This is a genomic window from Streptomyces changchenzhani (assembly GCF_039766235.1).
In the GTDB taxonomy this organism is placed as follows: domain Bacteria; phylum Actinomycetota; class Actinomycetes; order Streptomycetales; family Streptomycetaceae; genus Streptomyces.
Genome location: NZ_JBDHNH010000001.1, coordinates 1038959 through 1065128, shown reverse-complemented (window position 1 = coordinate 1065128; position 26170 = coordinate 1038959). Strand labels below are relative to the sequence as shown.

The 26170-nt window shown below is 69.6% G+C and carries 22 protein-coding genes and 4 tRNA genes; 9 read left to right on the top strand and 17 right to left on the bottom strand.

What is annotated here, in order from left to right; all coding sequences use genetic code 11:
- Positions 1-159: 159 nt before the first annotated feature.
- The 5 genes from ABCR94_RS05070 to ABCR94_RS05050 all read right to left on the bottom strand — a co-directional run bounded on the left by ABCR94_RS05070 (position 160) and on the right by ABCR94_RS05050 (position 4811).
- Positions 160-2511, bottom strand: a complete 2352-nt coding sequence (locus ABCR94_RS05070) for a DEAD/DEAH box helicase (protein ID WP_347117795.1) — start codon at positions 2509-2511, stop codon at positions 160-162.
- A gap of 213 nt (positions 2512-2724) precedes the next feature.
- Positions 2725-3309: a hypothetical protein gene (locus ABCR94_RS05065; RefSeq protein ID WP_347117794.1), complete on the bottom strand. Its 585-nt coding sequence runs from the start codon at positions 3307-3309 to the stop codon at positions 2725-2727.
- A gap of 237 nt (positions 3310-3546) precedes the next feature.
- Positions 3547-3909 carry a fluoride efflux transporter FluC gene (locus ABCR94_RS05060; protein WP_347117793.1) on the bottom strand — a complete coding sequence of 121 codons (363 nt, stop codon included), beginning with the start codon at positions 3907-3909 and terminating at the stop codon, positions 3547-3549.
- Between the two features lie 31 nt (positions 3910-3940).
- Positions 3941-4396, bottom strand: coding sequence for a fluoride efflux transporter FluC (locus ABCR94_RS05055; RefSeq protein WP_347117792.1), 456 nt, complete (start codon positions 4394-4396; stop codon positions 3941-3943).
- 64 nt (positions 4397-4460) lie between these two features.
- Positions 4461-4811 (bottom strand): metallopeptidase family protein, encoded by a 351-nt coding sequence (locus tag ABCR94_RS05050; RefSeq protein WP_347117791.1) that lies wholly within the window; start codon positions 4809-4811, stop codon positions 4461-4463.
- A gap of 75 nt (positions 4812-4886) precedes the next feature.
- On the opposite strand from ABCR94_RS05050, the gene ABCR94_RS05045 reads away from it, so the two are divergent.
- From ABCR94_RS05045 to ABCR94_RS05030, 4 genes are all read left to right on the top strand, one after another.
- Positions 4887-6383, top strand: a complete 1497-nt coding sequence (locus ABCR94_RS05045; RefSeq protein ID WP_347117790.1) for a metallophosphoesterase family protein — start codon at positions 4887-4889, stop codon at positions 6381-6383.
- Positions 6384-6589: 206 nt separating this feature from the next.
- Positions 6590-6662: transfer RNA gene (locus tag ABCR94_RS05040), tRNA-Glu, on the top strand.
- Positions 6663-6700: 38 nt separating this feature from the next.
- A tRNA-Asp gene (locus ABCR94_RS05035) sits at positions 6701-6775 on the top strand.
- Between the two features lie 20 nt (positions 6776-6795).
- Positions 6796-6869, top strand: a tRNA-Phe gene (locus ABCR94_RS05030).
- A 43-nt stretch (positions 6870-6912) separates the two neighbouring features.
- On the opposite strand, the gene ABCR94_RS05025 is transcribed toward ABCR94_RS05030, so the two are convergent.
- The 3 genes from ABCR94_RS05025 to ABCR94_RS05015 all read right to left on the bottom strand — a co-directional run bounded on the left by ABCR94_RS05025 (position 6913) and on the right by ABCR94_RS05015 (position 9307).
- Positions 6913-7746, bottom strand: coding sequence for a cytochrome c biogenesis CcdA family protein (locus ABCR94_RS05025; protein ID WP_347117788.1), 834 nt, complete (start codon positions 7744-7746; stop codon positions 6913-6915).
- A complete protein-coding gene (locus ABCR94_RS05020) occupies positions 7743-8546 on the bottom strand; it encodes a DsbA family protein (protein WP_347117787.1) in 804 nt (267 codons plus the stop codon). Before ABCR94_RS05020 ends, ABCR94_RS05025 begins: the two co-directional genes overlap by 4 nt.
- A 266-nt stretch (positions 8547-8812) precedes the next feature.
- On the bottom strand, positions 8813-9307 hold the full coding sequence (locus tag ABCR94_RS05015) for a hypothetical protein (RefSeq protein ID WP_347117785.1): 495 nt from the start codon (positions 9305-9307) through the stop codon (positions 8813-8815).
- A 171-nt stretch (positions 9308-9478) separates the two neighbouring features.
- On the opposite strand from ABCR94_RS05015, the gene hrpA reads away from it, so the two are divergent.
- The 3 genes from hrpA (at position 9479) to ABCR94_RS05000 (ending at position 13865) form a co-directional block, all read left to right on the top strand.
- Positions 9479-13399 carry an ATP-dependent RNA helicase HrpA gene (gene hrpA, locus ABCR94_RS05010; RefSeq protein ID WP_347117783.1) on the top strand — a complete coding sequence of 1307 codons (3921 nt, stop codon included), beginning with the start codon at positions 9479-9481 and terminating at the stop codon, positions 13397-13399.
- Between the two features lie 93 nt (positions 13400-13492).
- A tRNA-Asp gene (locus tag ABCR94_RS05005) sits at positions 13493-13567 on the top strand.
- Between the two features lie 124 nt (positions 13568-13691).
- A complete protein-coding gene (locus ABCR94_RS05000) occupies positions 13692-13865 on the top strand; it encodes a DUF6274 family protein (protein WP_347117782.1) in 174 nt (57 codons plus the stop codon).
- A gap of 491 nt (positions 13866-14356) precedes the next feature.
- Here the strand turns inward: ABCR94_RS05000 and bldC are convergent, their stop codons facing one another.
- Both bldC and ABCR94_RS04990 read right to left on the bottom strand, forming a co-directional pair.
- A complete protein-coding gene (bldC, locus tag ABCR94_RS04995) occupies positions 14357-14563 on the bottom strand; it encodes a developmental transcriptional regulator BldC (protein ID WP_003949541.1) in 207 nt (68 codons plus the stop codon).
- A gap of 479 nt (positions 14564-15042) precedes the next feature.
- On the bottom strand, positions 15043-15954 hold the full coding sequence (locus tag ABCR94_RS04990; protein WP_347117780.1) for a DUF8083 family protein: 912 nt from the start codon (positions 15952-15954) through the stop codon (positions 15043-15045).
- Between the two features lie 234 nt (positions 15955-16188).
- Here ABCR94_RS04990 and ABCR94_RS04985 point away from each other — a divergent pair, with 234 nt between their 5' ends.
- Positions 16189-17271: a Leu/Phe/Val dehydrogenase gene (locus ABCR94_RS04985; RefSeq protein WP_347117778.1), complete on the top strand. Its 1083-nt coding sequence runs from the start codon at positions 16189-16191 to the stop codon at positions 17269-17271.
- A gap of 279 nt (positions 17272-17550) precedes the next feature.
- Positions 17551-17802, top strand: a complete 252-nt coding sequence (locus ABCR94_RS04980; RefSeq protein ID WP_283519331.1) for a DUF3073 family protein — start codon at positions 17551-17553, stop codon at positions 17800-17802.
- A gap of 182 nt (positions 17803-17984) precedes the next feature.
- Here ABCR94_RS04980 and purM read toward each other — a convergent pair whose 3' ends face one another.
- The 7 genes from purM to purS all read right to left on the bottom strand — a co-directional run bounded on the left by purM (position 17985) and on the right by purS (position 25998).
- Positions 17985-19085 carry a phosphoribosylformylglycinamidine cyclo-ligase gene (gene purM, locus ABCR94_RS04975; protein ID WP_347117777.1) on the bottom strand — a complete coding sequence of 367 codons (1101 nt, stop codon included), beginning with the start codon at positions 19083-19085 and terminating at the stop codon, positions 17985-17987.
- Positions 19086-19119: 34 nt separating this feature from the next.
- Positions 19120-20646: an amidophosphoribosyltransferase gene (gene purF / locus ABCR94_RS04970; RefSeq protein WP_347117775.1), complete on the bottom strand. Its 1527-nt coding sequence runs from the start codon at positions 20644-20646 to the stop codon at positions 19120-19122.
- A 276-nt stretch (positions 20647-20922) separates the two neighbouring features.
- A complete protein-coding gene (locus ABCR94_RS04965) occupies positions 20923-21741 on the bottom strand; it encodes an META domain-containing protein (RefSeq protein ID WP_347117774.1) in 819 nt (272 codons plus the stop codon).
- Between the two features lie 93 nt (positions 21742-21834).
- Positions 21835-22638, bottom strand: a complete 804-nt coding sequence (locus ABCR94_RS04960; RefSeq protein ID WP_347117772.1) for a maleylpyruvate isomerase family mycothiol-dependent enzyme — start codon at positions 22636-22638, stop codon at positions 21835-21837.
- Positions 22639-22823: 185 nt separating this feature from the next.
- The gene (gene purL, locus ABCR94_RS04955) at positions 22824-25073 is read right to left on the bottom strand and encodes a phosphoribosylformylglycinamidine synthase subunit PurL (protein ID WP_347117770.1); all 2250 of its coding nucleotides are present in this window, start codon (positions 25071-25073) and stop codon (positions 22824-22826) included.
- Positions 25070-25750, bottom strand: coding sequence for a phosphoribosylformylglycinamidine synthase subunit PurQ (gene purQ / locus ABCR94_RS04950; protein WP_347117769.1), 681 nt, complete (start codon positions 25748-25750; stop codon positions 25070-25072). The genes purL and purQ overlap by 4 nt, the downstream gene beginning before the upstream one ends.
- Positions 25747-25998 (bottom strand): phosphoribosylformylglycinamidine synthase subunit PurS, encoded by a 252-nt coding sequence (purS, locus tag ABCR94_RS04945; protein ID WP_347117768.1) that lies wholly within the window; start codon positions 25996-25998, stop codon positions 25747-25749. Before purS ends, purQ begins: the two co-directional genes overlap by 4 nt.
- Positions 25999-26170: the final 172 nt, after the last annotated feature.

The following is a 26170-nucleotide window of genomic DNA, read 5'->3' as shown; positions in this document are numbered from 1 at the left end:
CCGTGGGCTTCCGGTGGGTTCGCGGTAAGTAGCTGGTCCGGAGCGGGAGTTGGCCGGTGCTCGGGCAAAGAAAAGCGGGCCCGTTCGTGAAGAACGGGCCCGCTTTCAGTGGTTCAGCAACCTAGTGGACCGGCGGCCTGCGCCGCCGGGTCCGCTTGATCAGCTGCGCTTCCAGCGCGGCTTCTCGTCGCGGCGGCCGAAGGAGCCGGTGCCGGTGCCGGTGCTGCCGCGGTGGTCGTCGCGGCGGCTGGCCGGGCGGTCCGAGCTGCCGGCGCGGAAACCGCCGCCGGTGGCCGGACGGGCCGCGCGGTCGTCGCGGTTGAACGGGCGGTCGGAGCCGCCGCCGGAGCGGAAGCCGCCACCGGTGGCCGGACGGGCGCTGCGGTCGCCGCCGCGGTCGTCACGGTTGAACGCCGGACGGCTGCTGCTGCTGCCGCTGCCGCTGCCGCCACGGTCGTCACGACGCTCGCCACCGCGGTCGTCACGGTTGAACGCGGGGCGGCTGCTGCTGCCACCGCGGTCATCGCGGTTGAACGCCGGACGGCTGCTGCCGCTGCCGCTGCCACCGCGGTCGTCGCGGTTGAACGCGGGGCGGCTGCTGCTGCCGCCACGGTCGTCACGGCCCTTGTAGCCGCCACGGTCGCCACCGCGATCGTTGCTGCCCTTGTAGCCGCCACGGTCGTTGCTGCCCTTGTACCCACCGCGGTCGCTGCTGCCACCACGACGCTCGAAGTTGCCGCGGTCGTCGCGACGCTCCGCAGCCTGCCTCTCCGCCACAGCGGCGGCTGCCGCTGCCACGGCGGCGTTCTCGGCCTCGGCGGCCGCCGCCATCTCCGCGATGGCCTCGTCCGGGTCCTCGCCACGCTCACGCGCGGCGCGGGCGACCAGGCGGTCGGCCTCCTCGCGGAGCTCGGTCGCGCGGCGCGTGGTGCGCTCCAGCTCGCGGCCCATTTCCTTGACCTCGCGCTCCGCCTGGTTGGCGGCGTTGTTCGCGGAGTCGGCCTGGACCTCGGTGAGCGAGCGGGCGCCGGTGATCTCGGCGACCTCCGGCTCGAAGACACCGGCGCCGGCGACGATGTGGCGCGAGGCCTCGACGCCCGCGTCCTCCATCATGCGGAAGATCTGGCGGCGCTGGTGCGGCAGGGACAGCGATACGACGACGCCGGACTTGCCGGCGCGGGCGGTACGGCCCGAGCGGTGCAGGTAGTCCTTGTGGTCGCCGGCCGGGTCCACGTTCAGGACCAGGTCGATGCCGTCGACGTGGATGCCGCGAGCGGCGACGTCGGTGGCGACGAGGGCGTTGACGTAACCCTTCTTGAAGTCCTCAAGAACCCGGGTACGGGCGCCCTGCGTCATGCCGCCGTGCAGTGCGTCGGACTTGACACCCGACTCGCGCAGCTGCTCGGCGATGCGGTCCGCGCCCAGCTGGGTGCGGACGAAGATGATCGTGCGGCCCTTGCGGGCGGCGATCGCGGCCGTGACCGGCGCCTTGTCCTTCGGCTTCACGACGAGGACGTGGTGCGTCATGGTCGTGACGTTGCCCTGCGCGCTGTCGACCTCGTGCGTGACGGGGTTCGTCAGGTAGCGCTTGACGAGCGTGCTGATCTCGTTCTCCATGGTGGCGGAGAAGAGCATCCGCTGGCCGCCGCCGGGGATCTGGTCGAGCAGCTCGGTGACCTCGGGCAGGAAGCCCAGGTCGGACATCTGGTCGGCCTCGTCGAGAACGGCGATCCGCACGTCCGCGAGCGAGCAGGCGCCGCGGTTGATGAGGTCGCGCAGACGGCCCGGGGTGGCGACGAGGACGTCGACGCCACGCTCCAGGGCGTACATCTGGTTGCTCATGGACGTACCGCCGCAGACGACCTTCATCTTGAGGCCGAGCACGTCGCCGTACGGCTGGAGCGCGTCCGCGACCTGCATCGCGAGCTCACGCGTCGGGGTGAGGATGATGCCGCGCGGCTTCTTCTTGTCGGTGTGACCACCGGACAGCGTGGCCAGCAGCGGCAGACCGAAGGAGAGGGTCTTGCCGGAGCCCGTACGGCCACGGCCCAGGATGTCCTTGCCGGCCAGGGCGTCCGGGATGGTCGCGGCCTGGATCGGGAAGGGCGCGGTGACGCCGTTCTGAGCGAGCTTGCGGACGATTCCGTCAGGCAGACCCAGGCTGCCGAACGTGACGGTCGGCTCGGCGTCCGCGTCGTCGGCAGTTGCGTCGTCGGCGACTGCGTCGTCCGTGGCCTCGACCTCGACGGCCTCGGTCTTGGCGGCGGCGTCGGTGGCGTCGGGGATGTCGGTGGCCTCGGCGGCCTCAACGACGACCTCGGCGGCCTCCGCGATCTCGACAACCTCGATGATCTCGGCGGCTGCGTCCACGTCCACGACGGCGGTGTCCACCGTCGTGGTGTCTGCGGTGGTGATGTCTGCGGTGGTGTCTACAGCCTCGATGATCGCGGCGGTCTGGTCGACCGACTCGTTCTCGGGCATGGCGGTGCGGTCAGTGCTGGAAATGGACATACGAAATGCGAAACCTTCCGGAGTCTCGGCACGCGCCCAAACTCCGTGAATCGCAATTCGACCGCCTCAATGCGGTCAAGCACGGCAAGGGAGAGTACGCGCCACGGGGCGCTCTTGCTCTCGTCTTTTGCGAGAACTCAGTGGCGCCGGGCAATGGGATCAAACGATCTATAACCATACGCACCCTCCCCCGCTTATGGCAAACCGGCACTCCTACATCGGCCCCACCTGCGGTGATGCCGTCGGCTCACGTGAACTCACGCGCTGTTCACCCATCCCCGCGGCCCGCATGTCGGCCGTCGGTGAAGTGGAAGGTCCGGGCGAGGTCGTAGGCGGCTCGGGGGTCGGCTCGGGCGGCGGCTCCGACACCGGAGGCTCCGGCGTCACGGGCGGCTTGGGCGGCGTGGGCCCGCCGCCCGTGGGCGTCGGTGTGCCGGGGCGCGACGGCTTGGGCCGGGTGGCGCCGATCCCGGTGCCCGGGTCGGGCGGGTCCGCGGTGGGCCCGGCCGATGCGCCGGGCTCGGCGTCCGCGCCCTCGTCACGCGGGTCGTCCTTGCCACCCTTGCCGTCCTTGGCGCCCTTGCCGGCCTTGCCGGCGGTCCCGTGCTCGCCCGTGTGCCCCTGCCCCGTCCCGGGGCGCCCCGAGTCGGCGCCCACCTCGGCGACCGTCCCCTGCCGCGCCGCGGGACGCGTCGGCGAGGGCTTGCCCTCCTCGTCGCCCACACTCATACAGCCTGCGGACGCCGCCACCGCGAGCGCGGCGGCGGCCAATCGGACAGGGATGTTCAACTGGCGCACTGGGCGGCACCTCCGGGGCACGGCGAACGGGGTTCACCTGTCCAACTCCGATTCACCCGCAAGGGACACGCGCGGGGCACATCGGTTACGACGCGGATCGCCCCTCGCGGCGCCCGGCGACCACGGCCGGGCGAAGGCGGCCCGGCTACCGACGGCCCGGCGACCACGACGGCCGGTTACGGCCAGGCGACGAGGACGCCCGGCACCACGGCCCCCCGCAGACCACGGCAGCTCCGGCTACCGCAGCAGCCCCCGCGCCAGCTCCAGGCCCAGAAAGACCGCACCGAGCCCTACCAGCAGGGACCCCGCCACGTTCGCCGCCGCGAGGAACGTCCGGCCCCGCTCGGCCAGCCGCAGCGTCTCGTACGAGAAGGTCGAGTACGTCGACAGCGCCCCGCACAGACCGGTCCCGAGCAGCGCGTACGTCGCCGAGGACACCAGCGCCCCGGTCAGCAGCCCGAGCACCAGGCTCGCCGTCGCGTTGACCACGAACGTCCCCCACGGGAACACCGAGCCGTGCCGCGCCTGCACCGCACGGTCCGTCAGATACCGCAGCGGCGCCCCGACCGCCGCCCCGACCGCCACCAGCACCCAGGTCATCCGGCCACCTCCGCCACCACGGCCCCCGCGCTCACCGCGCCGCCACCCGCGCCACACCCGCCCGCGTCACCGCGGCCGCCGCCCACACCGCGCCCAGCGCGGCCACGAACGTCCCGGCGGCGTACGCCATCGCCGTGACCGCCTCGCCCTCTTCCAGCAGCTGCGCCAAGTCCACGGCGTACGTCGAGAAGGTCGTGAAGCCGCCCAGCACTCCGACCCCGAGGAACGGCCGGACCAGCGCGTGTCCCCGGCCCTGCTCGCTCACCAGCACCATCAGCACGCCGATCAGCGCGCTGCCCAGCACATTGACGCCGAACGTCGTCCACACGCTCCCGGGCCACAGCAGCGCCGCGCCGTACCTGGCCAGCGCCCCGAGCGCGCCGCCCACCGAGATCGCCGCGAGGACGAGCCACTTGCCACGCCCGGTGGTCTCGGCGCGGTCGGCGGGCACGCGGAGATCGACGTCCGGGTCGATCGCGTCACTCATCGCGACTCATCGCGGGCACCCGCCACCGCGCCCGCCCACCGCACCCGCCGCCGCGCTCACCGGCTCATCCGTAACCCAGCGCGTGCAGCCGCGCGTCGTCGATCCCGAAGTGGTGCGCCACCTCGTGCACCACTGTGATTTCCGTCTCGGCGACAATCTCCTCGCGCGACGTGCACATCCGCAGCGTCGGCCCCCGGTAGATGCTGATCCGGTCGGGCAGCACCCCGGCGTACCACTCGCCGCGATCGGTCAGTGGCGTGCCCTCGTACAGCCCGAGCAGCTCGGGCTCGTCCGCCGGCGGCTCGTCCTCCACGAAGATCGCGACGTTGTCCATCAGCCGCATCAGCTCGGGCGGGATCCGGTCGAGGGCCTCGGCGACCAGTTCTTCGAACTCCTCACGCGTCATCTCCAGCACCCGGCCATTGTCACCGAATTCCGCGCGAGTGTCCGGGCGGGCATAGGGACCCTTCCGCAGGGGAATACGGGAGCAATGGCCCGAGACCCGTTCCGTGCCACGTATCTCCGCGTACGACGCCACTACCGCTCCCACCGCGTCTCCCCGACCAGCGCCCTCGTGCACGCCCCGCACCCCTACGCGCGGGCGCTCGGTCTGACGGCGGTGGTGCTGCTCGGCGCCTGGCTCGGGCTGCTGATCGTCGGGAGCGTCCGTACGCCGGTCGGCCCGATGGACACGAACATGACGCTGCGCCCGTCCCTCTCCGGCGGCACCAAAATCAACGTCTCCCCGCTCGGGGCCCTGGAGCTCAACACCCACATCGCCCCGATCCGCCTCGACGTGGACGTCGACCAGCTCGACCCCGTCCGCTCACAGGCCCTCGTCGAGCATCCCGAACGCCTCTCGGGCCTCCAGGGCGAGGTCACCGGCGACGTCTCCGCGGGCGCCACCGAGCTGGCCGTGCGCTCCTGCGTCGCCGTCGTCTCGGGGGCCACCGCGCTGGGTCTTGCCGTCTACCGCCGCCCGCGCAAGGCCCTCGCCGCGGGCGGTCTCGCGCTGGCCCTGCTCACGGCATCGGGCGTCAGCGCGTACGTGACCTGGAATCCCAAGTCGGTCCTGGAGCCGAAGTTCTCCGGACTGCTCTCCTCCGCGCCCTCCGTCGTCGGCAACGCGCGCAGCATCGTCGCCGAATTCGACGTCTACCAGAAGGAACTGGCGCGGCTCGTCACCAATGTGACCAAGCTCTACGACGCGACCTCGACCCTCCCGACGTACCAGCCGGACCCCGCCACGATGCGCGTGCTGCACGTCTCCGACATCCATCTCAACCCCGCGTCGTGGCACATCATCGGCTCGCTGGTGGAGCAGTACGACATCGACGTGATCATCGATTCCGGCGACACCATGGACCACGGCACCGGCGCCGAGAACAGCTTCCTGGACCCGATCTCCGACCTCGGCGCCCCGTACATCTGGGTCCGCGGCAACCACGACTCGGCGGTCACCCAGAAGTACCTGCGCGGCCTCAAGGGCGTACGCGTCCTCGACGAGGGCAGCGCGGTCACGGTCGACGGGCTGCGGGTGGCGGGCATGGGCGATCCGCAGTTCACCCCGGACCGCTCGGTGGAGGCCGAGGGCGACCCGGCGGAACGCATGGCGGGCATGCGGCTCGCCTCCGCCCTGCGCGACCAGGAGCGAGCCGGCACCCCCGTCGACATCGCGGTCGCGCACAACCCGGTGGCGGCCCGCGAGACCGACGGCGAGGTCCCTCTCGTACTGGCGGGGCACACGCACAACCGGAAGACCGAGGTCATGAAGTACGGCACCCGGCTCAGGATCGAGGGCTCGTCGGGCGGTGGCGGGCTGCGCGCCCTGCAGAACGACAAGCCGGAGAAGGTCCGTACATCGGTGCTCTATCTGGACCGTACGACCAAGCGTCTGCAGGCCTGGGACGAGATCACCCTGGGCGGCCTGGGCCTGACGACGGCGGAGGTCAGCCGCCACCTCCCGAAGGAGAACCGGCCGGGTTGACCCCTTCGCCTATTCGGTTTGGCTGACACCGAAACGCCGTAGTAGAGTCTCCGACGTGCCCAAGGGCGCGGGTCAGGGCTTGACCATTCTGAGACCCCAGCGGTCGACGGAGAAGCGGAACCTCTTGAGGGGAAGCGGAGTCACATGCTTCTGAAGTCCCTTTTCCTGGGGGTGAAAGACACAGAAGCAGCAACACTAGCTGTCTTGCCCTCATCGTCTAGTGGCCCAGGACGCCGCCCTTTCAAGGCGGTAGCACGGGTTCGAATCCCGTTGGGGGCACGCACCACCCTGTGCGACACTGAGTCGCACAACAGCTTGGTCCTGTGGAGCAGCTTGGAGTGCTCGCCACCCTGTCAAGGTGGAGGCCGCGGGTTCAAATCCCGTCAGGACCGCTGCAACCGTAAGGCTGCGTGGCTGGGTAGCTCAGTTGGTACGAGCGATCGCCTGAAAAGCGATAGGTCGCCGGTTCGATCCCGGCCCCAGCCACTACACATCGAAAGGCCCCGTCCGGTGGACGGGGCCTTTCGCGTTACCCCTCTGCCGCCGCCCTGCGCCGCCAGGCGCGCAGGGCGAGCACCAGGCCGACCAGGGCCACCACACCGGCCAGCAGCGCCGCGTCCGGCACCGCCTCGCCGAGGCCGTTCGCCCACTCCTCGACCGCGAACGAGTCGTCCACGTCGAGCAGTCCCGGCAGGGCCGTCGTCCCGTCGAAGGCGAGGAAGAGCGTGCCGAGGACGATGAAGAAGAGCCCGGAGAGCAGCGAGGTGGTGTGCAGCTCGAAGCGGCCCAGGGTGAGCGTGCGCCCGCGCAGCCACTGCCGCTTGCCCAGGTCGAAGCGCTCCCAGAGGAGTGCGAGCAGGAACAGCGGTACGGCCATGCCCAGCGCGTAGACGGCCAGCAGCAGTCCGCCGTAGACCGGGCTGCCGCTGACCGCCGCCACGGTGAGGACGCTGCCGAGGATGGGGCCCGCACAGAAACCGGCCAGACCGTAGACGGCCCCCAGCGCGTACACGGACACCGCGGTGGTCGGGCGGATCCGGCCGGACAGCGCGGCGATACGGCGTGACGCGAAGCCCATGCCGAGGATCTGCGCGACACCGAGCACGATGATCAACCAGCCGCCGAACAGGACGAGTTGGTCACGGTGGCCGTAGAAGAGCCGGCCGGCGTACGAACCGGCCGCGCCCAGCGGCACCAGGGTGGTGGCGAGGCCGGCGTAGAAGATGCCCGTCCTGGCCATCAGGCGTGACGTGGAGTCGATCGAGTACGCGAAGAAGGCGGGCAGGAGCAGGGCGCTGCACGGGCTGAGCAGGGCGAGCAGACCGCCGAGGAAGGCGGCCAAATACCCGATGTCCGGGCTCACTTGTCGCCCTTCGCGTTCTTCCCCGAGGCGGCGCTCTTGGCCGTCTTGGCCGCCGCATCGATGGCCTGGGTGAAGACCTCGGCGGGCTGGGCGCCCGCGATCGGCCTGCCGTTGACGAGGAAGGACGGCGTGGAGGTGGCGCCCAGCCGGTACGCCTCGTCCTGGTCCGCCTTCACGGCCGACTTGGCGGCCTCGCTCCCGACGTCCTCGGTGAATCGGCCGAGATCCTTCACCCCGGCCTCCTCGGCGAGTGCCTTGACGCGGTCCTCGCCGAAGCCCTTCTCCTTCGCGCCGTCCGCGTACGCGGCGGCGTGGAACTGCCAGAAGCGGTCCTGCTGCCCGGCGGCCCAGGCACCGCGGGCCGCCGCGTCCGACTCCTTGCCGAAGATGGGGAAGTTGCGCCACTCGATGCGCAGGGTGCCGTCGTCGACGTACTTCTTGACCAGGTCGGGCTCGGTGTCGCGGGCGAACTTCCCGCAGTAGCCGCACTTGAAGTCGGCGTACTCGATGAGCACAACGGGTGCATCGGCCCGGCCCTGCGCGAGCGTGTCCTTGGCATCGCGCCGGGCGAGCTTGGCCAGCTCGGGATAGACACCGGCCTGCGGGTCGGCGGACACCTCGGCGGCCGGGGAGTCGTCGGCGGCGGCGGCCGAGGAGGCGGCATCGGGCTTGGTGGCGGTGTACGAGGCCACGCCGAGCAGGATCGCGGCGGCGGCGACGGCAGCACCGATGGCGAGGCCGCGGCGGGAGGCCTTCCGGGGGGTGGACTTGGGGGTGCGCGTGGGCTTGGGGGTGCTCATGGGTGTTTCGGTGCTCCTGAACGGGATACGGCGCCCTGGGCGCCGGAGGCATGGGAAGTGGCGGGGCACGCGCGCTGCGGCCGGGCAGACGGGCAGACGGCAGGGGTGCGCGGACGGTCTGCGCGCAGGGCCTGTGCGGGACCTGCCGGGCGCCGGGCAGCACCGGCTGTACGTCGACCAGTGCGTCGGAGTCGGCGTCGGCCTGTGCATCGGCGTCGGCTCGGTGACCCGGCTCGGTGATGCGGCAGCCCGGAGGCGGGCGGGGCCTAGACCCGCAGGACGGAGAGGTCTATCGGGGAGGGCGGGTCGAGCGGCGGCGGCCCGGGGTCGGGGGTGAAGGCCGGCAGCACGTCGTTGATGCCCCAGGAGCCCGAGGCGGCGCGGGCGTCGTGCAGGGCGTGCAGCAGCTCGTACGAGGAGGAGCCGCGCGCCGGGGTGCCGGAGCCGGTCCCGCTGTCCTCCCCGGGACTCTTGCCGCAGCCGGGCACCTCCCGGTCGCCGACGGCGGCCAGGGCGGCGGACACGGCAGCGGGCGCGGCGGCGGACACGGCGGCGGCCGGGAGGTGCCCGGGCACGAAGGCGGCCCCCGCGTCAGCCACCGCCGCTTCGGCCGTCGCAACCCCCGCGGCTGCCCGCCCAACGGGCCCCGGCGCGGACCCCGCCGCCATCGCCCCCGAGCACATCAGCAGCGCGAACAGCGCCCCCAGCAGGACACTCACCGTTGCCGCGCCGCGTCGCCGCGGAGTGCCGGCACGGGACATGGGCTCGGCCTCTCCTCGGTGGGCGCGCGGGGTGCGCGGGGTACGTACGCGTCCCGAAAGACTAGATGCTGCGCGGGCAGCCCTACCGCCCGGGTCGAAACCGCCGCGAAACGGCCACCCCGAAAAATGGGTTCGCCACTCGCGAGCGGCGGGTGAGATCCTGGGTCAGGTATGTCTACTTCCTTTGCCGACCTTCAGCCCGTGCTCGGGGGGCTGCCGCTCCGCGACGCCCACCGGCTCGGCCGCCGTCTCGACGGCGCCCGTCGCATCCGTAACCCCGAGGCCCAGCAGGCCGCACTGGACGAAATCGCGGCCGAGGCCGGGAAGTCCGCGGCCCGGCTGGCGCAGCGTGCTGCCCGCATGCCCAAGATCACGTATCCCGAAGAGCTGCCGGTCAGCCAGCGCAAGGAGGACATCGCGGCGGCGATCAGGGACCACCAGGTCGTGATCGTCGCGGGCGAGACCGGCTCCGGCAAGACCACCCAGATCCCCAAGATCTGTATGGAGCTGGGGCGTGGGGTGAGGGGCATGATCGGCCACACCCAGCCCCGCCGGATCGCCGCCCGTACCGTCGCCGAGCGCATCGCGGACGAGCTCGATACGCCGCTGGGCGAGGCGGTCGGCTGGAAGGTGCGGTTCACCGACCAGGTCAACCGGGACGCGACCTTCGTCAAGCTGATGACGGACGGCATCCTGCTCGCCGAGATCCAGACGGACCGCGAGCTGCTCGCGTACGACACGATCATCATCGACGAGGCCCACGAGCGGTCCCTGAACATCGACTTCCTGCTCGGCTATCTGGCCAGGCTGCTGCCCAAGCGCCCGGACCTCAAGGTCGTCATCACCTCGGCGACGATCGACCCGCACCGCTTCTCCCGGCATTTCAGCGACGCCCCGATCGTCGAGGTCAGCGGTCGTACGTACCCGGTCGAGGTCCGCTACCGGCCGCTCCTCGAAGACGACAGCGACGATGTCGACCGCGACCAGATCAGCGCCATCGCGGACGCCGTCGACGAGCTCCAGCACGAGGGCCCCGGCGACGTCCTGGTCTTCCTGTCCGGCGAGCGCGAGATCCGCGACACCGCGGACGCGCTCAACAAGCGGAACCTGCGCCACACCGAGGTCCTCCCGCTGTACGCGCGTCTCTCGCACGCCGAGCAGCACCGCGTCTTCCAGCGCCACACGGGCCGCCGGATCGTCCTCGCCACCAATGTGGCCGAGACCTCGCTGACCGTTCCCGGCATCAAGTACGTGATCGACCCCGGCACCGCCCGTATCTCGCGCTACAGCCATCGCACGAAGGTGCAGCGGCTGCCGATCGAGCGCGTCAGCCAGGCCAGCGCCAACCAGCGCAAGGGCCGCTGCGGCCGTACGTCCGACGGCATCTGCATCCGGCTCTACTCGGAGGACGACTTCGTCACCCGTCCGGAGTTCACGGACCCCGAGATCCTGCGTACAAACCTGGCCTCCGTCATCCTCCAGATGACCGCGGCCGGCCTGGGTGAGATCGAGAAGTTCCCCTTCATCGACCCGCCGGACCACCGCAACATCCGCGACGGCATCCAGCTCCTCCAGGAGCTCGGCGCGCTGGACCCCGCGCAGAAGGACCCCAAGAAGCGGCTGACCGGGCTCGGGCGCAAGCTCGCCCAGCTGCCGGTCGACCCGCGGCTGGCCCGGATGGTCATCGAGGCCGACAAGAATGGTTGCGTACGCGAAGTCATGGTGATCGCGGCTGCGCTCTCCATTCAGGACCCGCGTGAGCGCCCGGCCGAGAAGCAGACCCAGGCCGACCAGCAGCACGCCCGCTTCAAGGACGAGACGAGCGACTTCCTCGCCTTCCTCAACATGTGGCGGTACGTCCGCGAGCAGCAAAAGGAGCGCGGCTCGTCGAGCTTCCGCCGGATGTGCAAGCAGGAGTACCTCAACTTCCTGCGCATTCGTGAATGGCAGGACATCTACGCGCAACTGCGCACGGTCGCCAAGCAGATGGACATCCACGTCAACGAAGAGGACGCGCCCGAACAGGCCGTCCACACCTCGCTGCTGGCCGGTCTGCTGTCGCACATCGGGCTGAAGGACACCGAGAAGAACGAGTACGTGGGCGCCCGCAACGCCAAGTTCGCGATCTTCCCGGGCTCGTCGCTGTTCAAGAAGCAGCCGCGCTTCATCATGTCCGCCGAGCTGGTCGAGACCTCGCGCCTGTGGGCGCGGGTCAACGCGAGGATCGAGCCAGAGTGGATCGAGCCGATCGCCGGGCATCTGCTCAAGCACACGTACAGCGAGCCGCACTGGGAGAAGGACCAGGCGGCCGTCATGGCGTTCGAGAAGGTCACGCTGTACGGCGTGCCGATCGTTGCCCAGCGCAAGGTCAACTACGGGCGGATCGACGCGGAGACGAGCCGTGATCTATTCATCCGCAACGCGCTCGTCGAGGGCGACTGGCGCACCACGCACCAGTTCTTCCACGACAACCGCAAGCTCCTGACCGAGGTCGAGGAGCTTGAGCACCGCGCGCGGCGCCGCGACATCCTGGTGGACGACGAGACCCTCTTCGACTTCTACGACCAGCGCATCCCCGAACACATCGTGTCCGGTGCGCACTTCGACTCGTGGTGGAAGGACAAGCGCCGTGAGGAGCCGGAGGCGCTCGACTTCGAGCGCTCGATGCTCATCAACGAGAAGGCCGGGGACGTCTCCAAGGACGACTACCCGGACTCCTGGCGCCAGGGGAAGCTCAAGTTCCGGGTGACCTATCAGTTCGAGCCCGGCGCGGACGCGGACGGCGTCACCGTCCACATCCCGCTCCAGGTCCTCAACCAGGTCACGTCCGACGGCTTCGACTGGCAGATCCCGGGCCTGCGCGAGGAAGTGGTCACCGAGCTGATCCGCTCCCTGCCCAAGCCGATCCGCCGCCACTACGTGCCCGCGCCGAACTACGCCGGGGCCTTCCTGGACCGGGCTGTACCCCTCCAGGAGCCGTTGCCGCTGACGCTGGCGCGCGAGCTCAAGCGAATGGTCGGAGTGCCGGTCGCCGCCGAGGACTTCGATCTGGACCGGGTTCCGGACCACTTGAAGATCACGTTCCGGATCATCGACGAGCGGCGCAAGAAGCTCGCCGAGGACAAGGACCTCGAAGCGCTCAGGCTCGCGCTCAGGCCCAAGGCCCGCAAGGCGCTCTCCCAGGCCGCCGCGGCGACACCGGGACCGACGGGCGAGTCCATCGAACGTACGGGCCTCACCGACTGGACCATCGGCTCGCTGAGCCGGGTCTTCGAGACCAAGCGGGCCGGGCAGCCCGTCAAGGCGTATCCGGCCCTCGTCGACCAGGGCGAGAGTGTCGCCGTACGCCTCTTCGACACCGAGGCCGAGCAGCAGCAGGCGATGTGGCGGGGCACCCGCAGGCTGATCCTGCTCAACATCCCGGTGAACCCGGCCAAGTTCGCCTCGGACAAGCTCTCCAACCAGCACAAGCTGGCGCTGTCCCGCAATCCGCACGGCTCGATCCAGGCGCTCTTCGAGGACTGTGCGACGGCCGCAGCCGACAAGCTGATCGCGGACCACGGCGGGCCTGCCTGGGACGAGGAGTCCTTCCGGAAGCTGTACGACAAGGTGCGCGCCGACCTCGTCGACGCGACCGTGCGGACGGTGAACCAGGTGCAGCAGATCCTGGCCGCCTGGCAGGCCTGTGAGCGCCGTCTGAAGACCTCGACGAGTCTGGTCCTGGTCAACAACCTCACGGACGTACGCGATCAGTTGGCGACCCTCGTGCCGCCCGGCTTCGTCACGAGGACCGGGCTGCGCAGGCTGCCCGACCTGATGCGCTATCTGGTCGCGGTGGACCGCCGGCTCCAGCAGATACCGACGGCCGTGCAGCGCGACACGACGCGCATGGAGAAGGTCCACGAGATGCAGGACGAGTACGCCTGGCTGCTGGAACAGATGCCGCAGGGCAGGCCCGTTCCGCGGGAGGTGCTGGACGTCCGCTGGATGATCGAGGAACTGCGCGTGAGCTACTTCGCGCACGCCCTGGGCACCGCCCAGACCATCTCCGACAAGCGGATCATGAAGGCGATCGACGCGCTGGCGCCGTAACGGGGCCTTCACCGGGAGCGAGTTCGACCGCACCCTCTGACCTGCTGTACAGTCTGTCTTCGCAGCGCCACGCAGTACGGCAACGCGAATCAAGGTCCTGTGGAGCAGCTTGGAGTGCTCGCCACCCTGTCAAGGTGGAGGCCGCGGGTTCAAATCCCGTCAGGACCGCAGTAAGCAGTGAGGGAAGGCCCGGATCCGCAAGGATTCGGGCCTTCTTGCGTCTTGACTGCGCCGGCCGCGACCCGGTACGTAGAACAACAGGGCCTCAGGGGGCTCGCGCCGGAGGTGACGCATGGCCGCATCCGAAGTCAGGGTCAGACACGAGACGCGCGCGCTGTTGCGTGCCCACCTGGCGGCCGCGTTGGGCTTCCGGCACCTCACCAGACACTGCCCGGTCTACCACCGGCTCCTGCGGCTCGCCATGGAGCCCGAACCGGCCCGGGACGAAAGTCCCTCGTCCCGGTGACCAATGACGCTGCACGGCGTCACTCGGCAGTGGCAGGCTCGGAGTTGGCAAGACTTTTGCCGTGTGACGGGAGTCACCGAAAGAGTTTCGGGAAGAGGTCAACTTACTCCCCTCCTACAACAGGTCAATTTAATATGTGCAATTGCACCGCCCTGCGAAGACCGTCCCGGGGTCGCGTGCGGGAGGGTGCCGGGCCGCTGCGAGCGGGCCGCAGAGCACCCGCGGAACGTCCGCGAGCCGGCCGACGACCTGGCCCGGGCCAGGTCACAGCGGTCGTCGGCGGCGCGCTCAAGGCATAAAACTCAGGGCATAAAAAGATCGCGCTGGACCCGGCGGAGTCCAGCGCGATCAACGGCACACCCGTACTGAACTTGCGTGGATGTGGAGTCCGTTGGGGCGGACTCCAGCCGTGTGGTGCTCACATGGGCTTTCCGGGTTGGGGGGCCCGGAAGATGCCCGTTAATGCGGGGTTGTGCGGGTCATGCGGTTGTTCAGGCCTCGCTGCGCTGCTGCGGAATACCCGCAAGCAGTGCGCGGACCTCTGCCTCGCGGTAACGCCGGTGTCCACCAAGCGTGCGGATGGACGTGAGCTTGCCGGCCTTTGCCCAGCGCGTGACCGTCTTAGGGTCCACGCGGAACATCGTGGCGACCTCAGCCGGGGTCAGCAGCGGCTCGGCGTCAGGGGTGCGAGCGGTCATGAGCGGCCTCCTCGGGAGAACCGAACCATCACGGTTCTTTCCTCTAAATTCTGCACCTTGACCCGCGTTGCCCGAAATGGCGGACGCGGGCCGAGTCGGTTATAGGACGAACGGCTTGTCCTCGGCACTACAACTACACCATCCGTCCAGCCACGTCGGCCAAACCGATGGAATTGCCCTCCCAGGTGTTCATCAGCGACGAAGCCGATGGACCATGCCATAGCGGACAGTTACGTCACGGTGACGATCAGTCACAGAGCGATCAGGAGCCATCAGACCCCCCATAGCGCGCAATGCCGAGATTTCCGCCCTTACTCGGACGGAAGGAGCCCCTACCGGACTCCTTGTCCTATTTTGGCATGAGGATGGGGGATGGGCGCAAGAGCCCGCTAAGTGCCGTCCGTCACGCTTGAGTCAAAGGCCCGGATCAGGACCTACGTCCCGGCCCTTCGGCACCCCGGCACATTCCCAGGAGCCCCTCAGCTCGCGAACTGACGCTCCCGCACCGTCCGCCACCGCTCCATCAGCCGCGCGTACGCCTCGCTGGCCCCGGCTCCGTCACCCGCCCGCAGCGCCGCGATCCCCTCGGCCACGTCGGCCGCCGACACGTCCTCGGCGAAGTGCTCGTCCGGAAGCGTGTGGACCAGGCCGCCGTAGTCGAGCTCGACCAGCGACCGGGGGTGGAACTCCTCCAGCCAGCGCCCTACATCCACCAGGCGGTCCACCAGGCCCCCGATGAGCAGCATCTCGACGCCCTCGTCACCCTCGTCGTCGCCATCGCCCGCACCGCCGTCGCCCCGGCCGTCGCCGAGCAGCTCCCGCAGCGCCTTCAGGGCCCGCGCCACCCGCCGCCGCGCCTGCACCATCGGCGTCCGGTAGCTCAGCGCGGGCGCCACCCCGTCGCCCGCCTTCGTGTACGTACGCTCCTCGCCCGCGAACAGCGCGAACCAGCTCACCGGCACGTGCCACACCGCGCTCCTGATCCACGGCCGCGCGTCCGGATTGCGCTCGAGCCACCGCCCGAAGTCAGCGGCCGCCTGGCGGCGTACGACGGGCGGCAGCGCCGCGTCCAGCAGGGGCTCGGGAAACAGCTCGGGAAGCTCCTGGACGGCCAGCCAGCCCCGCAGACGGGTCCGCCACGGGCAGACGCACACCACCCCGTCCAGCTCGGCCACGAACGCGTCGCCGCTCTCGTGCACCGGCACCGCGACCGGCGGTGTCGGCAGCAGGTCGGCCAGGGAGCGCCTCAGCTCGTCCTGGGCGGTGGGAAGGTGCTCCCGCCGCGCGTAGCCCGCCCAGTGGCCCCGCTCGGGCTCCGGGAAGGCCGCCAGCGGTTCGTACACCCGCAGATACGAGACGTACGGGACGATCACCGATGACGCCTGGGCCACGCCTGCTCCTCACTCGGACGGGTCGGACGGAACGTACGGAACGGGTCGACGGAACGGGTCGGACGGTTCGAACGGAATGGATCGGACCGAGTGGAATCGTCCCACGTGCGCCCTGCCGGAGGGTGATCCTGAGCACTGCGGTCACCCGGCGGCCCGCCAGGTTCTACGCTCTTGCCCATCAGCCCTCCCCACCCGCAGGAGGGCACCGCCGCTTCGTACTTGGGAGTCACCACCGTGACCGACGCATCCGACGGCGTCCTGCACACCCTGTTCCGATCGGAACAGGGCGGCCACGAGCAGGTCGTGCTGTGCCAGGACCGCGCCAGCGGCCTCAAGGCCGTCATCGCCATCCACTCCACCGCCCTGGGCCCGGCCCTCGGCGGCACCCGCTTCTACCCGTACGCGAGCGAGGAGGAGGCCGTCGCCGACGCCCTGAACCTGTCGCGCGGGATGTCGTACAAGAACGCCATGGCCGGCCTCGACCACGGCGGCGGCAAGGCCGTGATCATCGGCGACCCGGACACGATCAAGAGCGAAGAGCTGCTGCTGGCCTACGGCCGCTGCGTGGCCTCGCTCGGTGGCCGGTATGTGACGGCCTGCGATGTCGGCACGTACGTCGCGGACATGGACGTCGTGGCGCGCGAGTGCCAGTGGACGACCGGCCGGTCCCCCGAGAACGGCGGCGCGGGCGACTCGTCGGTGCTGACCGCCTTCGGCGTCTTCCAGGGCATGCGGGCGAGCGCCCAGCACCTGTGGGGCGACCCGACGCTGCGCGGCCGCAAGGTCGGCGTCGCCGGCGTCGGCAAGGTCGGCCACCACCTCGTCGAGCACCTCCTGGAGGACGGCGCGGAGGTCGTGATCACCGATGTGCGGGAAGCGTCCGTGCGCCGCGTCACCGACCGGCACCCGCAGGTGACGGCGGTCGCCGACACCGCGGCGCTGATCAGGGTCAAGGGCCTCGACATCTACGCGCCGTGCGCCCTCGGCGGCGCGCTCAACGACGAGAGCGTGCCCGTGCTCACCGCCACGGTCGTGTGCGGCGCGGCCAACAACCAGCTGGAACATCCCGGCGTCGAGAAGGACCTCGCGGACCGCGGGATCCTCTACGCACCGGATTACGTGGTGAACGCAGGCGGCGTGATCCAGGTCGCCGACGAGCTGCACGGGTTCGACTTCGACCGGTGCAGGGCGAAGGCCGCGAAGATCTACGACACCACACTGGCGATATTCGCACGTGCGAAGAGTGACGGCATCCCTCCGGCCGCGGCGGCCGACAGGATCGCCGAACAGCGGATGTCCGAGGCACGCGGACGCTGACCCTCGGTGGGCGCCGGCCCGGCACCGGCGAGAGATGGCTCACGCCACTCGGCGGGTCGGCCCTCCAGAAGAGGTTAAAATCGCGGTTGACCAGCGAGTACAGGGCATCTCGCGGGTTCTGCACCGGGGCATGTCATGCGGACGGCGTACCGTATGGCCGCGGAAGCAGGTACCGTTGAAGTCCTGCGGACCGGCCTCTCCGAGGAGAGACCGTTCCCAACCATGAACGGGTGTCAAGACTCTGGGGCCATCGAGCCCCGTCACCGAGGGGGTCGAGCCATGGGGCGCGGCCGGGCAAAGGCCAAGCAGACCAAGGTCGCCCGCCAGCTGAAGTACAGCAGCGGCGGGACAGATCTGTCGCGTCTGGCCAATGAGCTGGGCGCTTCGACTTCGCAACAGCCGCCGAATGGCGAGCCGTTCGAGGACGACGACGAAGAAGACGACCCGTACGCACAGTACGCGTCGCAGTACAACGACGACGGGGACGAGGACGACCAGTCCGGCCCCTCGGCGCAACGTCGCGGCGCTTGACGTCGTACGGCCATCACCTGACCCGGTCCGGGGCGCGAGCCCGGGACCGGGTTCTGTGCTCCCCGCGGGGACTGTGCTCCCGGCGAGGACTGTGCTGCCCACGAGGACTGTGGTTCACGGTGCCTTCAGCAGCTTGTCGGGTGCTTCCCGACAAGCTGCTTTCAGGTGTCCTCGGCTGGTCCTCAGCGTGAATAGGTGCCGGTCAGCGTGGCGCCCTCGCGGTGCTCGCCCCGCTCGGTGATCTCTCCTGCGATCCAGGCGGCCACACCGCGGTCGGCGAGGACCGACAGAGTCACGTCCACCGACTCCTCCGGGACGACGGCCATCATGCCGACGCCCATGTTGAGGGTCTTCTCCAGCTCCAGCTGCTCGACGTTGCCCGCCTTGCCGACCAGGTCGAAGACCGCGCCGGGGGTCCAGGTCGAGCGGTCCACCGTGGCGTGCAGGTGGTCGGGGACCACCCGGGCCAGGTTGTTCGCCAGGCCGCCGCCCGTGATGTGGCTGAAAGCGTGCACTTGGGTGGTGCGCGTGACGGCCAGGCAGTCCAGCGAGTAGATCTTGGTGGGCTCCAGCAGCTCCTCGCCGAGCGTCCGGCCGAACTCCTCGACCTCGCGGTCCAGCGACCAGCCGGCGCGGTCGAAGACCACATGCCGCACCAGTGAGTACCCGTTCGAGTGAAGACCGGAGGACGCCATGGCGATCACCGCGTCCCCCTTACGGATACGGTCCGCGCCAAGCAGCTGGTCGTACTCCACCACGCCCGTGCCGGCTCCCGCGACATCGAAGTCGTCCTCGCCGAGCAGACCCGGGTGCTCGGCTGTCTCCCCGCCGACCAGGGCGCAGCCCGCGAGGACACAGCCCGCGGCGATGCCCTTGACAATGGCCGCGACACGCTCGGGATGCACCTTGCCGACACAGATGTAGTCGGTCATGAAGAGCGGCTCGGCGCCACAGACGACGAGGTCGTCCACGACCATGCCCACGAGGTCGTGGCCGATCGTGTCGTACACGCCCATCTTGCGGGCGAGATCGACCTTCGTGCCGACGCCGTCGGTGGCGGAGGCGAGCAGCGGACGCTCGTAGCGCTTGAGCGCCGAGGCGTCGAAGAGACCGGCGAAACCGCCGAGGCCACCGAGGACCTCGGGCCGCTTCGTCTTCTTCACCCACTCCTTCATCAGCTCTACGGCGCGGTCGCCGGCTTCGATGTCGACGCCCGCGGAGGCATAGCTGGCACTGGCACCGGTGCCCGCGTGCGGAGCATGCTCAGAAGATTCAGGAGGCATGGCGCTGGGAACTTTCGTGTCGTGAAACGGGGCGTTACGGGCGGCGGAGCGCGTCGGCTGCGGCCGTGTTGGCCGGGCCGGCTGCCAGCTCGCTCTCCAGGAGCTGCTTACCGAGCAGCTCCGGGTCGGGAAGGTCCATCGGGTACTCACCGTCGAAGCAGGCACAGCAGAGGTTCGACTTCGGGATGGTGGTCGACTCGATCATGCCTTCGAGGGAGATGTACGACAGCGAGTCCGCCCCCATGGATCTGGCGATCTCGTCCACGGACATGCCGTTGGCGATCAGCTCCGCACGCGTGGCGAAGTCGATGCCGAAGAAGCAGGGCCACTTCACCGGCGGCGACGAGATCCGAATGTGGATCTCGGCGGCGCCCGCCTCGCGGAGCATCTTGACCAGAGCGCGCTGGGTGTTGCCGCGGACGATCGAGTCGTCGACGACCACCAGGCGCTTGCCCCGGATGACTTCCTTGAGCGGGTTGAGCTTGAGGCGGATACCCAGCTGTCGGATCGTCTGGGACGGCTGGATGAAGGTCCGGCCGACATAGGCGTTCTTGACCAGTCCGGCGCCGAACGGGATTCCGCTGGCCTCGGCGTAGCCAATGGCGGCCGGCGTGCCGGATTCCGGTGTCGCTATCACCAGGTCGGCTTCCGCCGGGGCTTCCTTGGCGAGCTTGCGGCCCATCTCCACCCGGGAGAGATAGACGTTCCGGCCGGCGATGTCGGTGTCGGGACGAGCCAGATAGACGTACTCGAAGACACACCCCTTGGGCTTCGCTTCCGCGAATCGGGAGGTGCGCAGTCCGTTCTCGTCGATGGCCAGCATCTCGCCGGGCTCGACCTCACGGACGTAGGCGGCGCCGCAGATGTCCAGGGCGGCGGACTCGGAGGCCACCACCCAGCCGCGCTCCAGACGGCCCAGGACGAGCGGGCGGATGCCCTGCGGGTCCCTGGCCGCGTACAGCGTGCCCTCGTCCATGAAGACGAGGGAGAAGGCGCCCATCACCTGAGGGAGAACCTTTGCGGCGGCTTCCTCGATGGTGAGCGGCTTGCCGTCGTCGTCCGTCTGACCGGCCAGCAGAGCGGTGATCAGATCGGTGTCGTTGGTCGCGGCGACCTGAGTCGCGCGGCCGTTCACCTTGGGCAGGGCGGCGACCATCTCGGCGAGCTCCGCCGTGTTGACCAGGTTGCCGTTGTGACCCAGCGCGATCGATCCGTGCGCGGTGGCACGGAAGGTCGGCTGAGCGTTCTCCCACACCGAGGCTCCGGTGGTGGAGTAGCGGGCATGGCCCACCGCGATATGACCCAGGAGGGAGCTGAGAGATGTTTCGTCGAAGACTTGCGAGACCAGTCCCATGTCCTTGAAGACGAGGATCTGAGACCCGTTGCTCACTGCGATGCCCGCGGACTCCTGTCCACGGTGCTGCAGGGCATACAGTCCGAAATAGGCGAGCTTGGCGACCTCTTCGCCCGGAGCCCAGACACCGAAGACGCCGCAAGCGTCCTGGGGGCCTTTCTCTCCGGGGAGCAGGTCGTGGTTGAGTCGTCCATCACCACGAGGCACGGCACCGAGTGTAGGCGAGATCGACCACTGGTCCGAATTGGGGACGCGGACGGGCGCCCACCTGGGGTGGAGCGGACGGTCCCGACCAATGTCCGGATCAGGGGTACGAGGGGGTATGTGACGGATACACCCGTTTTGGGAAGGCGCCTCGGAATCGGGGCGGAGTGGTGGTGCGGGTGGGGGCTCCGCGCGGGGCGGCGACGGGCCGCGGCACTCAGTGCCACCGGGTGATTCCGGAGGGTCCGCGAGGCGGGCCTCGGCCGGCCCCCGGCGGGTCTACTTCTGCTTGGCGGCCCTGGCCTCCAAGCCGTCGCCGCCCGCGGCGGTGAGGGACAGCTTGGATCCCTTGATCTCGTAGTCCGCCTTGCCGTCAAGGATCTTGAGCAGGTCCCGCTCGGTCCGCATGGCCTCCGGTGTGCACATCTTCTTGGTCGTCGCCACCTTGGAGAAGGTGATGGTGGACCCGGCGACGGCCGCCTTGCCGCTGAGGTGGTTGCAGCTGGTGCTGCCGCCCACCGAACCGTCCTTGGCGAAGATCAGCTCCGCCTTGCCCGCCGTGTCGGAGGGCAGCGAGGTGACGCTCTCGCCCTGGACGAGTGATTCCACGTCCCACTTGGTTCCGGTGAGCTTGGCGTTGGGCTCCGGGGGCTCGGCCGACATCGCGATGCTGTCGCCCTTCGCCGTCGTCAGCGTCAGGCGGTCGTCGGTGACCTTGCCCTTGAGCTTCCCGGCGAAGGCGGCCTGCAGGCTTCCCTCGAACTTCTGGATGTCCTTCTCGCAGGCCATCTCCGTGGACTGGACCGTCCCCACCGTGACCGTGTCGCCCTTGACGGTGGCTTCGGCTCCGAAGGAGTTGCAGCCGCTGTTGCCGTAGGCGCGGCCCTTGTCGTCGATCGTGACCCGGGTGCCCTTGGGCGCGGGGATCTTCTTGCCGTCCACGGTCACGCTCTCGACGGCCCAGTCGATCCCGGTGACGGCCAGGTCGGGCTTTACGGTGCCTTCGCCTCCGGCGTTCGATCCGGTGTCGGTGCCGCAGGCGGCCGCGGTCAGGGCGAGGAGGGCGAGGGCGGTGACGGGGAGGCGCGTGCGTGTCATATCCATGGCGATGGGACGGGGGGAGTGGTGCATCCGGTTCCACTTGGGGGTCGGGGGTCCGCTTCGCGGGGGCGCCTGCGGCGGGCTTGTCCCCTACCCAAGAATCGGCAGCAGCTGCGAAAGGTCCGCCCGCTCTCCGCTCGCGCTGACCTTCGCCTCGGCCCGTGCCTCCGCCCAGCCCAGCCGGCCCGTCGCCAGCCGGATCCACGTCAGCGGATCCGTCTCGACCACGTTCGGCGGGGTGCCCCGCGTGTGCCGGGGGCCCTGCACGCACTGCACCACCGCGTACGGCGGGATACGGACCTCCACCGAGCCGCCCGGTGCCTTCACCGCGAGCGCGTCGGCGAGCAGCCGGGTGCAGGCCGCCAGGGCCTGGCGGTCGAACGGGACGGTCAGGCCCGTGGCCCGGTTCAGGTCGTCGGTGTGGACGGTCAGCTCCACGGTGCGGCTGACCAGGAAGTCGTCGAGGCGCATCGCGCCGGGGCGGGCCGCGACGAGCCGGTCGTCCGGCGTCGCCACCAGCAGCTCGGCCACGCGCACCGCCGTACGGTCGAACAGCGTGAACAGCGCATCGGGGTCCGGGGCCGAAGCGGCGATTCCCCTGGTGTCCTCGGAGATGTCCCCGGCGTGCCTGACCGTCGCGAACGGCCATTCGAGGAGGGTGAGTTCCTGCTTGAGGGGTGCGGGCCCCTCCAGGTTGCTGCTGATCGCCCCCACGACCATCGTGAGATGCGCCACCAGCTCGTGGACCGTCCAGTCCCCGAGGCGCGTCGGCAGCGCGAGCTGCTCGGGCGTCAGCGTGCGCAGCGCCTCCCGCACATGGTCGATCTGCGCGAGGACGGCGGCGCGGGTCTTCGCGGGGTCGTAGCGGCGGGTGCGCTTCTGGGCCGGAGGCATGGAACCGACATTAACTGCTGGGTCCGACACCGACGCCGGTCCAGGAGAACGGGATGCCGTAGGGAATCCCCCGCAAGGTCCCGCACAAGGTCCCGCGCAAGGGAGAGACAGCTGTGCCCCCGCCCGAACGGTCCGGGCGGGGGCACCAACCATGCTCGTACTGTCAGGCTGTCGGCTGTCGACTGTCAGGCGAACAGGCCCGGGATCGTCTCTTCGTGCGCCGTACGGAGCTCGCTCAGCGGGATGCTGAACTGGCCCTGCACCTCGACCTCGTCGCCGTCCACCACACCGATGCGGGTGACCGGCAGGCCACGCGCCCCGCACATGTCGTTGAACCGGAGCTCCTCGCTGCGCGGCACGGACACGATCGCCCGGCCCGCCGACTCCGAGAACAGGAAGACGAACGGGTCCAGCCCGTCCGGCACGACCAGCCGCGCGCCCTTCCCGCCCCGCAGGCAGGACTCGGTGACGGCCTGGATCAGGCCGCCGTCGCTCAGGTCGTGCGCCGCGTCGACCATGCCGTCGCGCGAGCCCGAGATCAGGATCTCGCCGAGCAGCTTCTCGCGGTCCAGGTCGACCTTGGGCGGCATGCCGCCGAGGTGGTTGTGCACGACCTGGGACCAAGCGGAGCCGCCCAGTTCCTCGTGGGTGTCGCCGAGCAGGTAGAGGAGCTGGCCCTCTTCCGCGAAGGCGACCGGGGTACGCCGCGTCACGTCGTCGATCACGCCGAGCACCGCGACAACGGGCGTCGGGTGGATGGCCGTGTCGCCGGTCTGGTTGTAGAGCGAGACATTGCCGCCGGTCACCGGGGTGCCCAACTGCAGGCAGCCGTCGGCCAGTCCGCGACACGCCTCCGCGAACTGCCACATGACGTCCGGGTCCTCGGGGGAGCCGAAGTTCAGGCAGTCGGAGATCGCGAGCGGCTTGGCGCCGGACGCGGCGACATTGCGGTACGACTCGGCCAGCGCCAACTGCGCGCCGGTGTACGGGTCGAGCTTCGCGAACCGGCCGTTGCCGTCAGTTGCGATGGCGACACCGAGGTTGGTGTCCTCGTCGACCCGGACCATGCCGGCGTCCTCGGGCTGGGCCAGCACCGTGTTGCCCTGCACGAAGCGGTCGTACTGGTCGGTGATCCAGGACTTCGAGGCCTGGTTCGGCGAGCCGACCAGCCTGAGGACCTGCTCGCGCAGTTCGGCCGAACTCGCCGGCCGCGCCAGCTTGTTGGCGTCATCCGCCTGCAGTGCGTCCTGCCAGGACGGGCGGGCGTACGGCCGGTTGTACGTCGGGCCCTCGTGCGCCACGGACCTCGGCGGTACGTCGACGATCTGCTCGCCGTGCCAGAAGATCTCCAGCTGGGTGCCCTCGGTCACCTCACCGATGACGGTGGCGATGACGTCCCACTTCTCGCAGATCTCCATGAAGCGCTCGACCTTGCCGGGCTCCACGATCGCGCACATGCGCTCCTGCGACTCGCTCATGAGGATTTCCTCGGGCGAGAGCGAGGAGTCGCGCAGCGGAACGGTGTCCAGCTCCACGCGCATACCGCCGGACCCCGCCGAAGCCAGCTCCGACGTCGCGCAGGACAGACCCGCGCCGCCCAGGTCCTGGATGCCGTCCACCAGGTCCTCGCGGAAGATCTCCAGGGTGCACTCGATGAGGAGCTTCTCCTGGAAGGGGTCGCCGACCTGCACGGCGGGACGCTTGGTGGGCTTCGCATCGTCGAAGGTCTCGGACGCGAGGACCGAGACACCGCCGATGCCGTCGCCGCCGGTCCTGGCGCCGTAAAGGATCACCTTGTTGCCGGGGCCGCTGGCCTTGGCGAGGTGGATGTCCTCGTGCCTCATGACGCCGATGCAGCCGGCGTTGACCAGCGGGTTGCCCTGGTAGCACTCGTCGAAGACAACCTCGCCGCCGATGTTCGGCAGGCCCAGGCAGTTGCCGTAGCCGCCGATGCCGGAGACGACACCGGGCAGCACCCGCCGGGTGTCGGGGTGGTCGGCCGCGCCGAAGCGCAGCGGGTCGACGACGGCGACCGGGCGGGCGCCCATCGCCAGGATGTCGCGGACGATGCCGCCGACGCCCGTGGCCGCGCCCTGGTAGGGCTCGATGTACGAGGGGTGGTTGTGCGACTCGACCTTGAAGGTGACGGCGTAACCCTGGCCGATGTCCACCACGCCGGCGTTCTCGCCGATGCCGACGAGCATCGCGTCGTTCGGCGGGATCTTCTCGCTGAACTGCTTGAGGTGGACCTTGCTGCTCTTGTACGAGCAGTGCTCGGACCACATCACGGAGTACATGGCGAGCTCGGCGCCGGTGGGGCGGCGCTCAAGGATCTCGTGAATGCGCGCGTATTCGTCCTGTTTCAGGCCGAGTTCGGCCCAGGGCTGTTCGGCATCCGGGGTGTCGGTCGCGTGCTTGACCGTGTCGAGGCTCATGCGTTGACCAGCTTCTTGAGGATCGAGGTGAAGAATCCGAGGCCGTCGGTGCGCCCGGTCCCGACCAGCGGGTCCACGGCGTGCTCCGGGTGCGGCATCAGGCCGACGACATTGCCCGCGGCATTGGAGATGCCGGCGATGTCGCGCAGCGAACCGTTCGGGTTTCCGTCGAGGTAGCGGAAGGCGACCCGGCCCTCGGCCTCCAGCTCGTCGAGCGTGTGCTCGTCGGCGACGTACTGGCCGTCGATGTTCTTGAGGGGTACGGAGATTTCCTGACCGGCGGCGTAATCGGCGGTCCAGGCGGTCTTCGCGTTCTCCACCCGCAGCTTCTGGTCGCGGCAGATGAAGTGCAGGTGATTGTTGCGGAGCATCGCGCCGGGCAGCAGGTGCGACTCGGTCAGCACCTGGAAACCGTTGCAGATTCCGAGGACCGGCATACCGGCCTTCGCCTGCTCGATGACGGTCTCCATCACCGGCGAGAAGCGCGAAATCGCCCCGGCCCGCAGGTAGTCGCCATAGGAGAAGCCTCCCGCGAGCACCACCGCGTCGACCTGCTTGAGGTCCTTGTCGCGGTGCCACAGTGAGACCGGCTCGGCGCCCGCGATCCGGACGGCGCGCAGGCTGTCCCGGTCGTCGAGCGTCCCTGGAAAGGTGACGACTCCGATGCGAGCGGTCACTTCGGCTCCTCCACCTTCACGGTGAAGTCCTCGATGACGGTGTTGGCGAGGAAAGTTTCGGCCATCTCATTGATGCGGGCGAGGGCGGCGGCATCGACCGGCCCCTCGACCTCCAGCTCGAAGCGCTTTCCCTGACGTACGTCCGCGATTCCCTCGAAGCCAAGCCGGGGCAGTGCACGCTGCACCGCCTGGCCCTGCGGGTCGAGAATCTCGGGCTTGAGCATGACGTCGACTACGACGCGTGCCACGGGCACTCCCGGTGGTGGTGTGGTGCGTAAGGCGGTTCAGTCAGCGTACCCGCCCGGAGATTCTACGCGGGTAGATATAGGTTGACTCCGATCACGTTCCGGTATCGGCGGCGACAACCCGAGGGAAAATCGAGGAAAAAATGGGCGCCTCCGATTGCGCACGGACACGCGG

Bases quoted from the DNA above. Each gene is read 5' to 3' on its own strand.
- ABCR94_RS05070 (WP_347117795.1), bottom strand. From the start codon at position 2,511: ATGTCCATTTCCAGCACTGACCGCACCGCCATGCCCGAGAACGAGTCG.
- ABCR94_RS05060 (WP_347117793.1), bottom strand. From the start codon at position 3,909: ATGACCTGGGTGCTGGTGGCGGTCGGGGCGGCGGTCGGGGCGCCGCTG.
- ABCR94_RS05055 (WP_347117792.1), bottom strand. From the start codon at position 4,396: ATGAGTGACGCGATCGACCCGGACGTCGATCTCCGCGTGCCCGCCGAC.
- ABCR94_RS05045 (WP_347117790.1), top strand. From the start codon at position 4,887: ATGGCCCGAGACCCGTTCCGTGCCACGTATCTCCGCGTACGACGCCAC.
- ABCR94_RS05020 (WP_347117787.1), bottom strand. From the start codon at position 8,546: ATGAGCACCCCCAAGCCCACGCGCACCCCCAAGTCCACCCCCCGGAAG.
- ABCR94_RS05015 (WP_347117785.1), bottom strand. From the start codon at position 9,307: ATGTCCCGTGCCGGCACTCCGCGGCGACGCGGCGCGGCAACGGTGAGT.
- hrpA (WP_347117783.1), top strand. From the start codon at position 9,479: ATGTCTACTTCCTTTGCCGACCTTCAGCCCGTGCTCGGGGGGCTGCCG.
- ABCR94_RS05000 (WP_347117782.1), top strand. From the start codon at position 13,692: ATGGCCGCATCCGAAGTCAGGGTCAGACACGAGACGCGCGCGCTGTTG.
- bldC (WP_003949541.1), bottom strand. From the start codon at position 14,563: ATGACCGCTCGCACCCCTGACGCCGAGCCGCTGCTGACCCCGGCTGAG.
- ABCR94_RS04980 (WP_283519331.1), top strand. From the start codon at position 17,551: ATGGGGCGCGGCCGGGCAAAGGCCAAGCAGACCAAGGTCGCCCGCCAG.
- purM (WP_347117777.1), bottom strand. From the start codon at position 19,085: ATGCCTCCTGAATCTTCTGAGCATGCTCCGCACGCGGGCACCGGTGCC.
- ABCR94_RS04965 (WP_347117774.1), bottom strand. From the start codon at position 21,741: ATGACACGCACGCGCCTCCCCGTCACCGCCCTCGCCCTCCTCGCCCTG.
- ABCR94_RS04960 (WP_347117772.1), bottom strand. From the start codon at position 22,638: ATGCCTCCGGCCCAGAAGCGCACCCGCCGCTACGACCCCGCGAAGACC.
- purL (WP_347117770.1), bottom strand. From the start codon at position 25,073: ATGAGCCTCGACACGGTCAAGCACGCGACCGACACCCCGGATGCCGAA.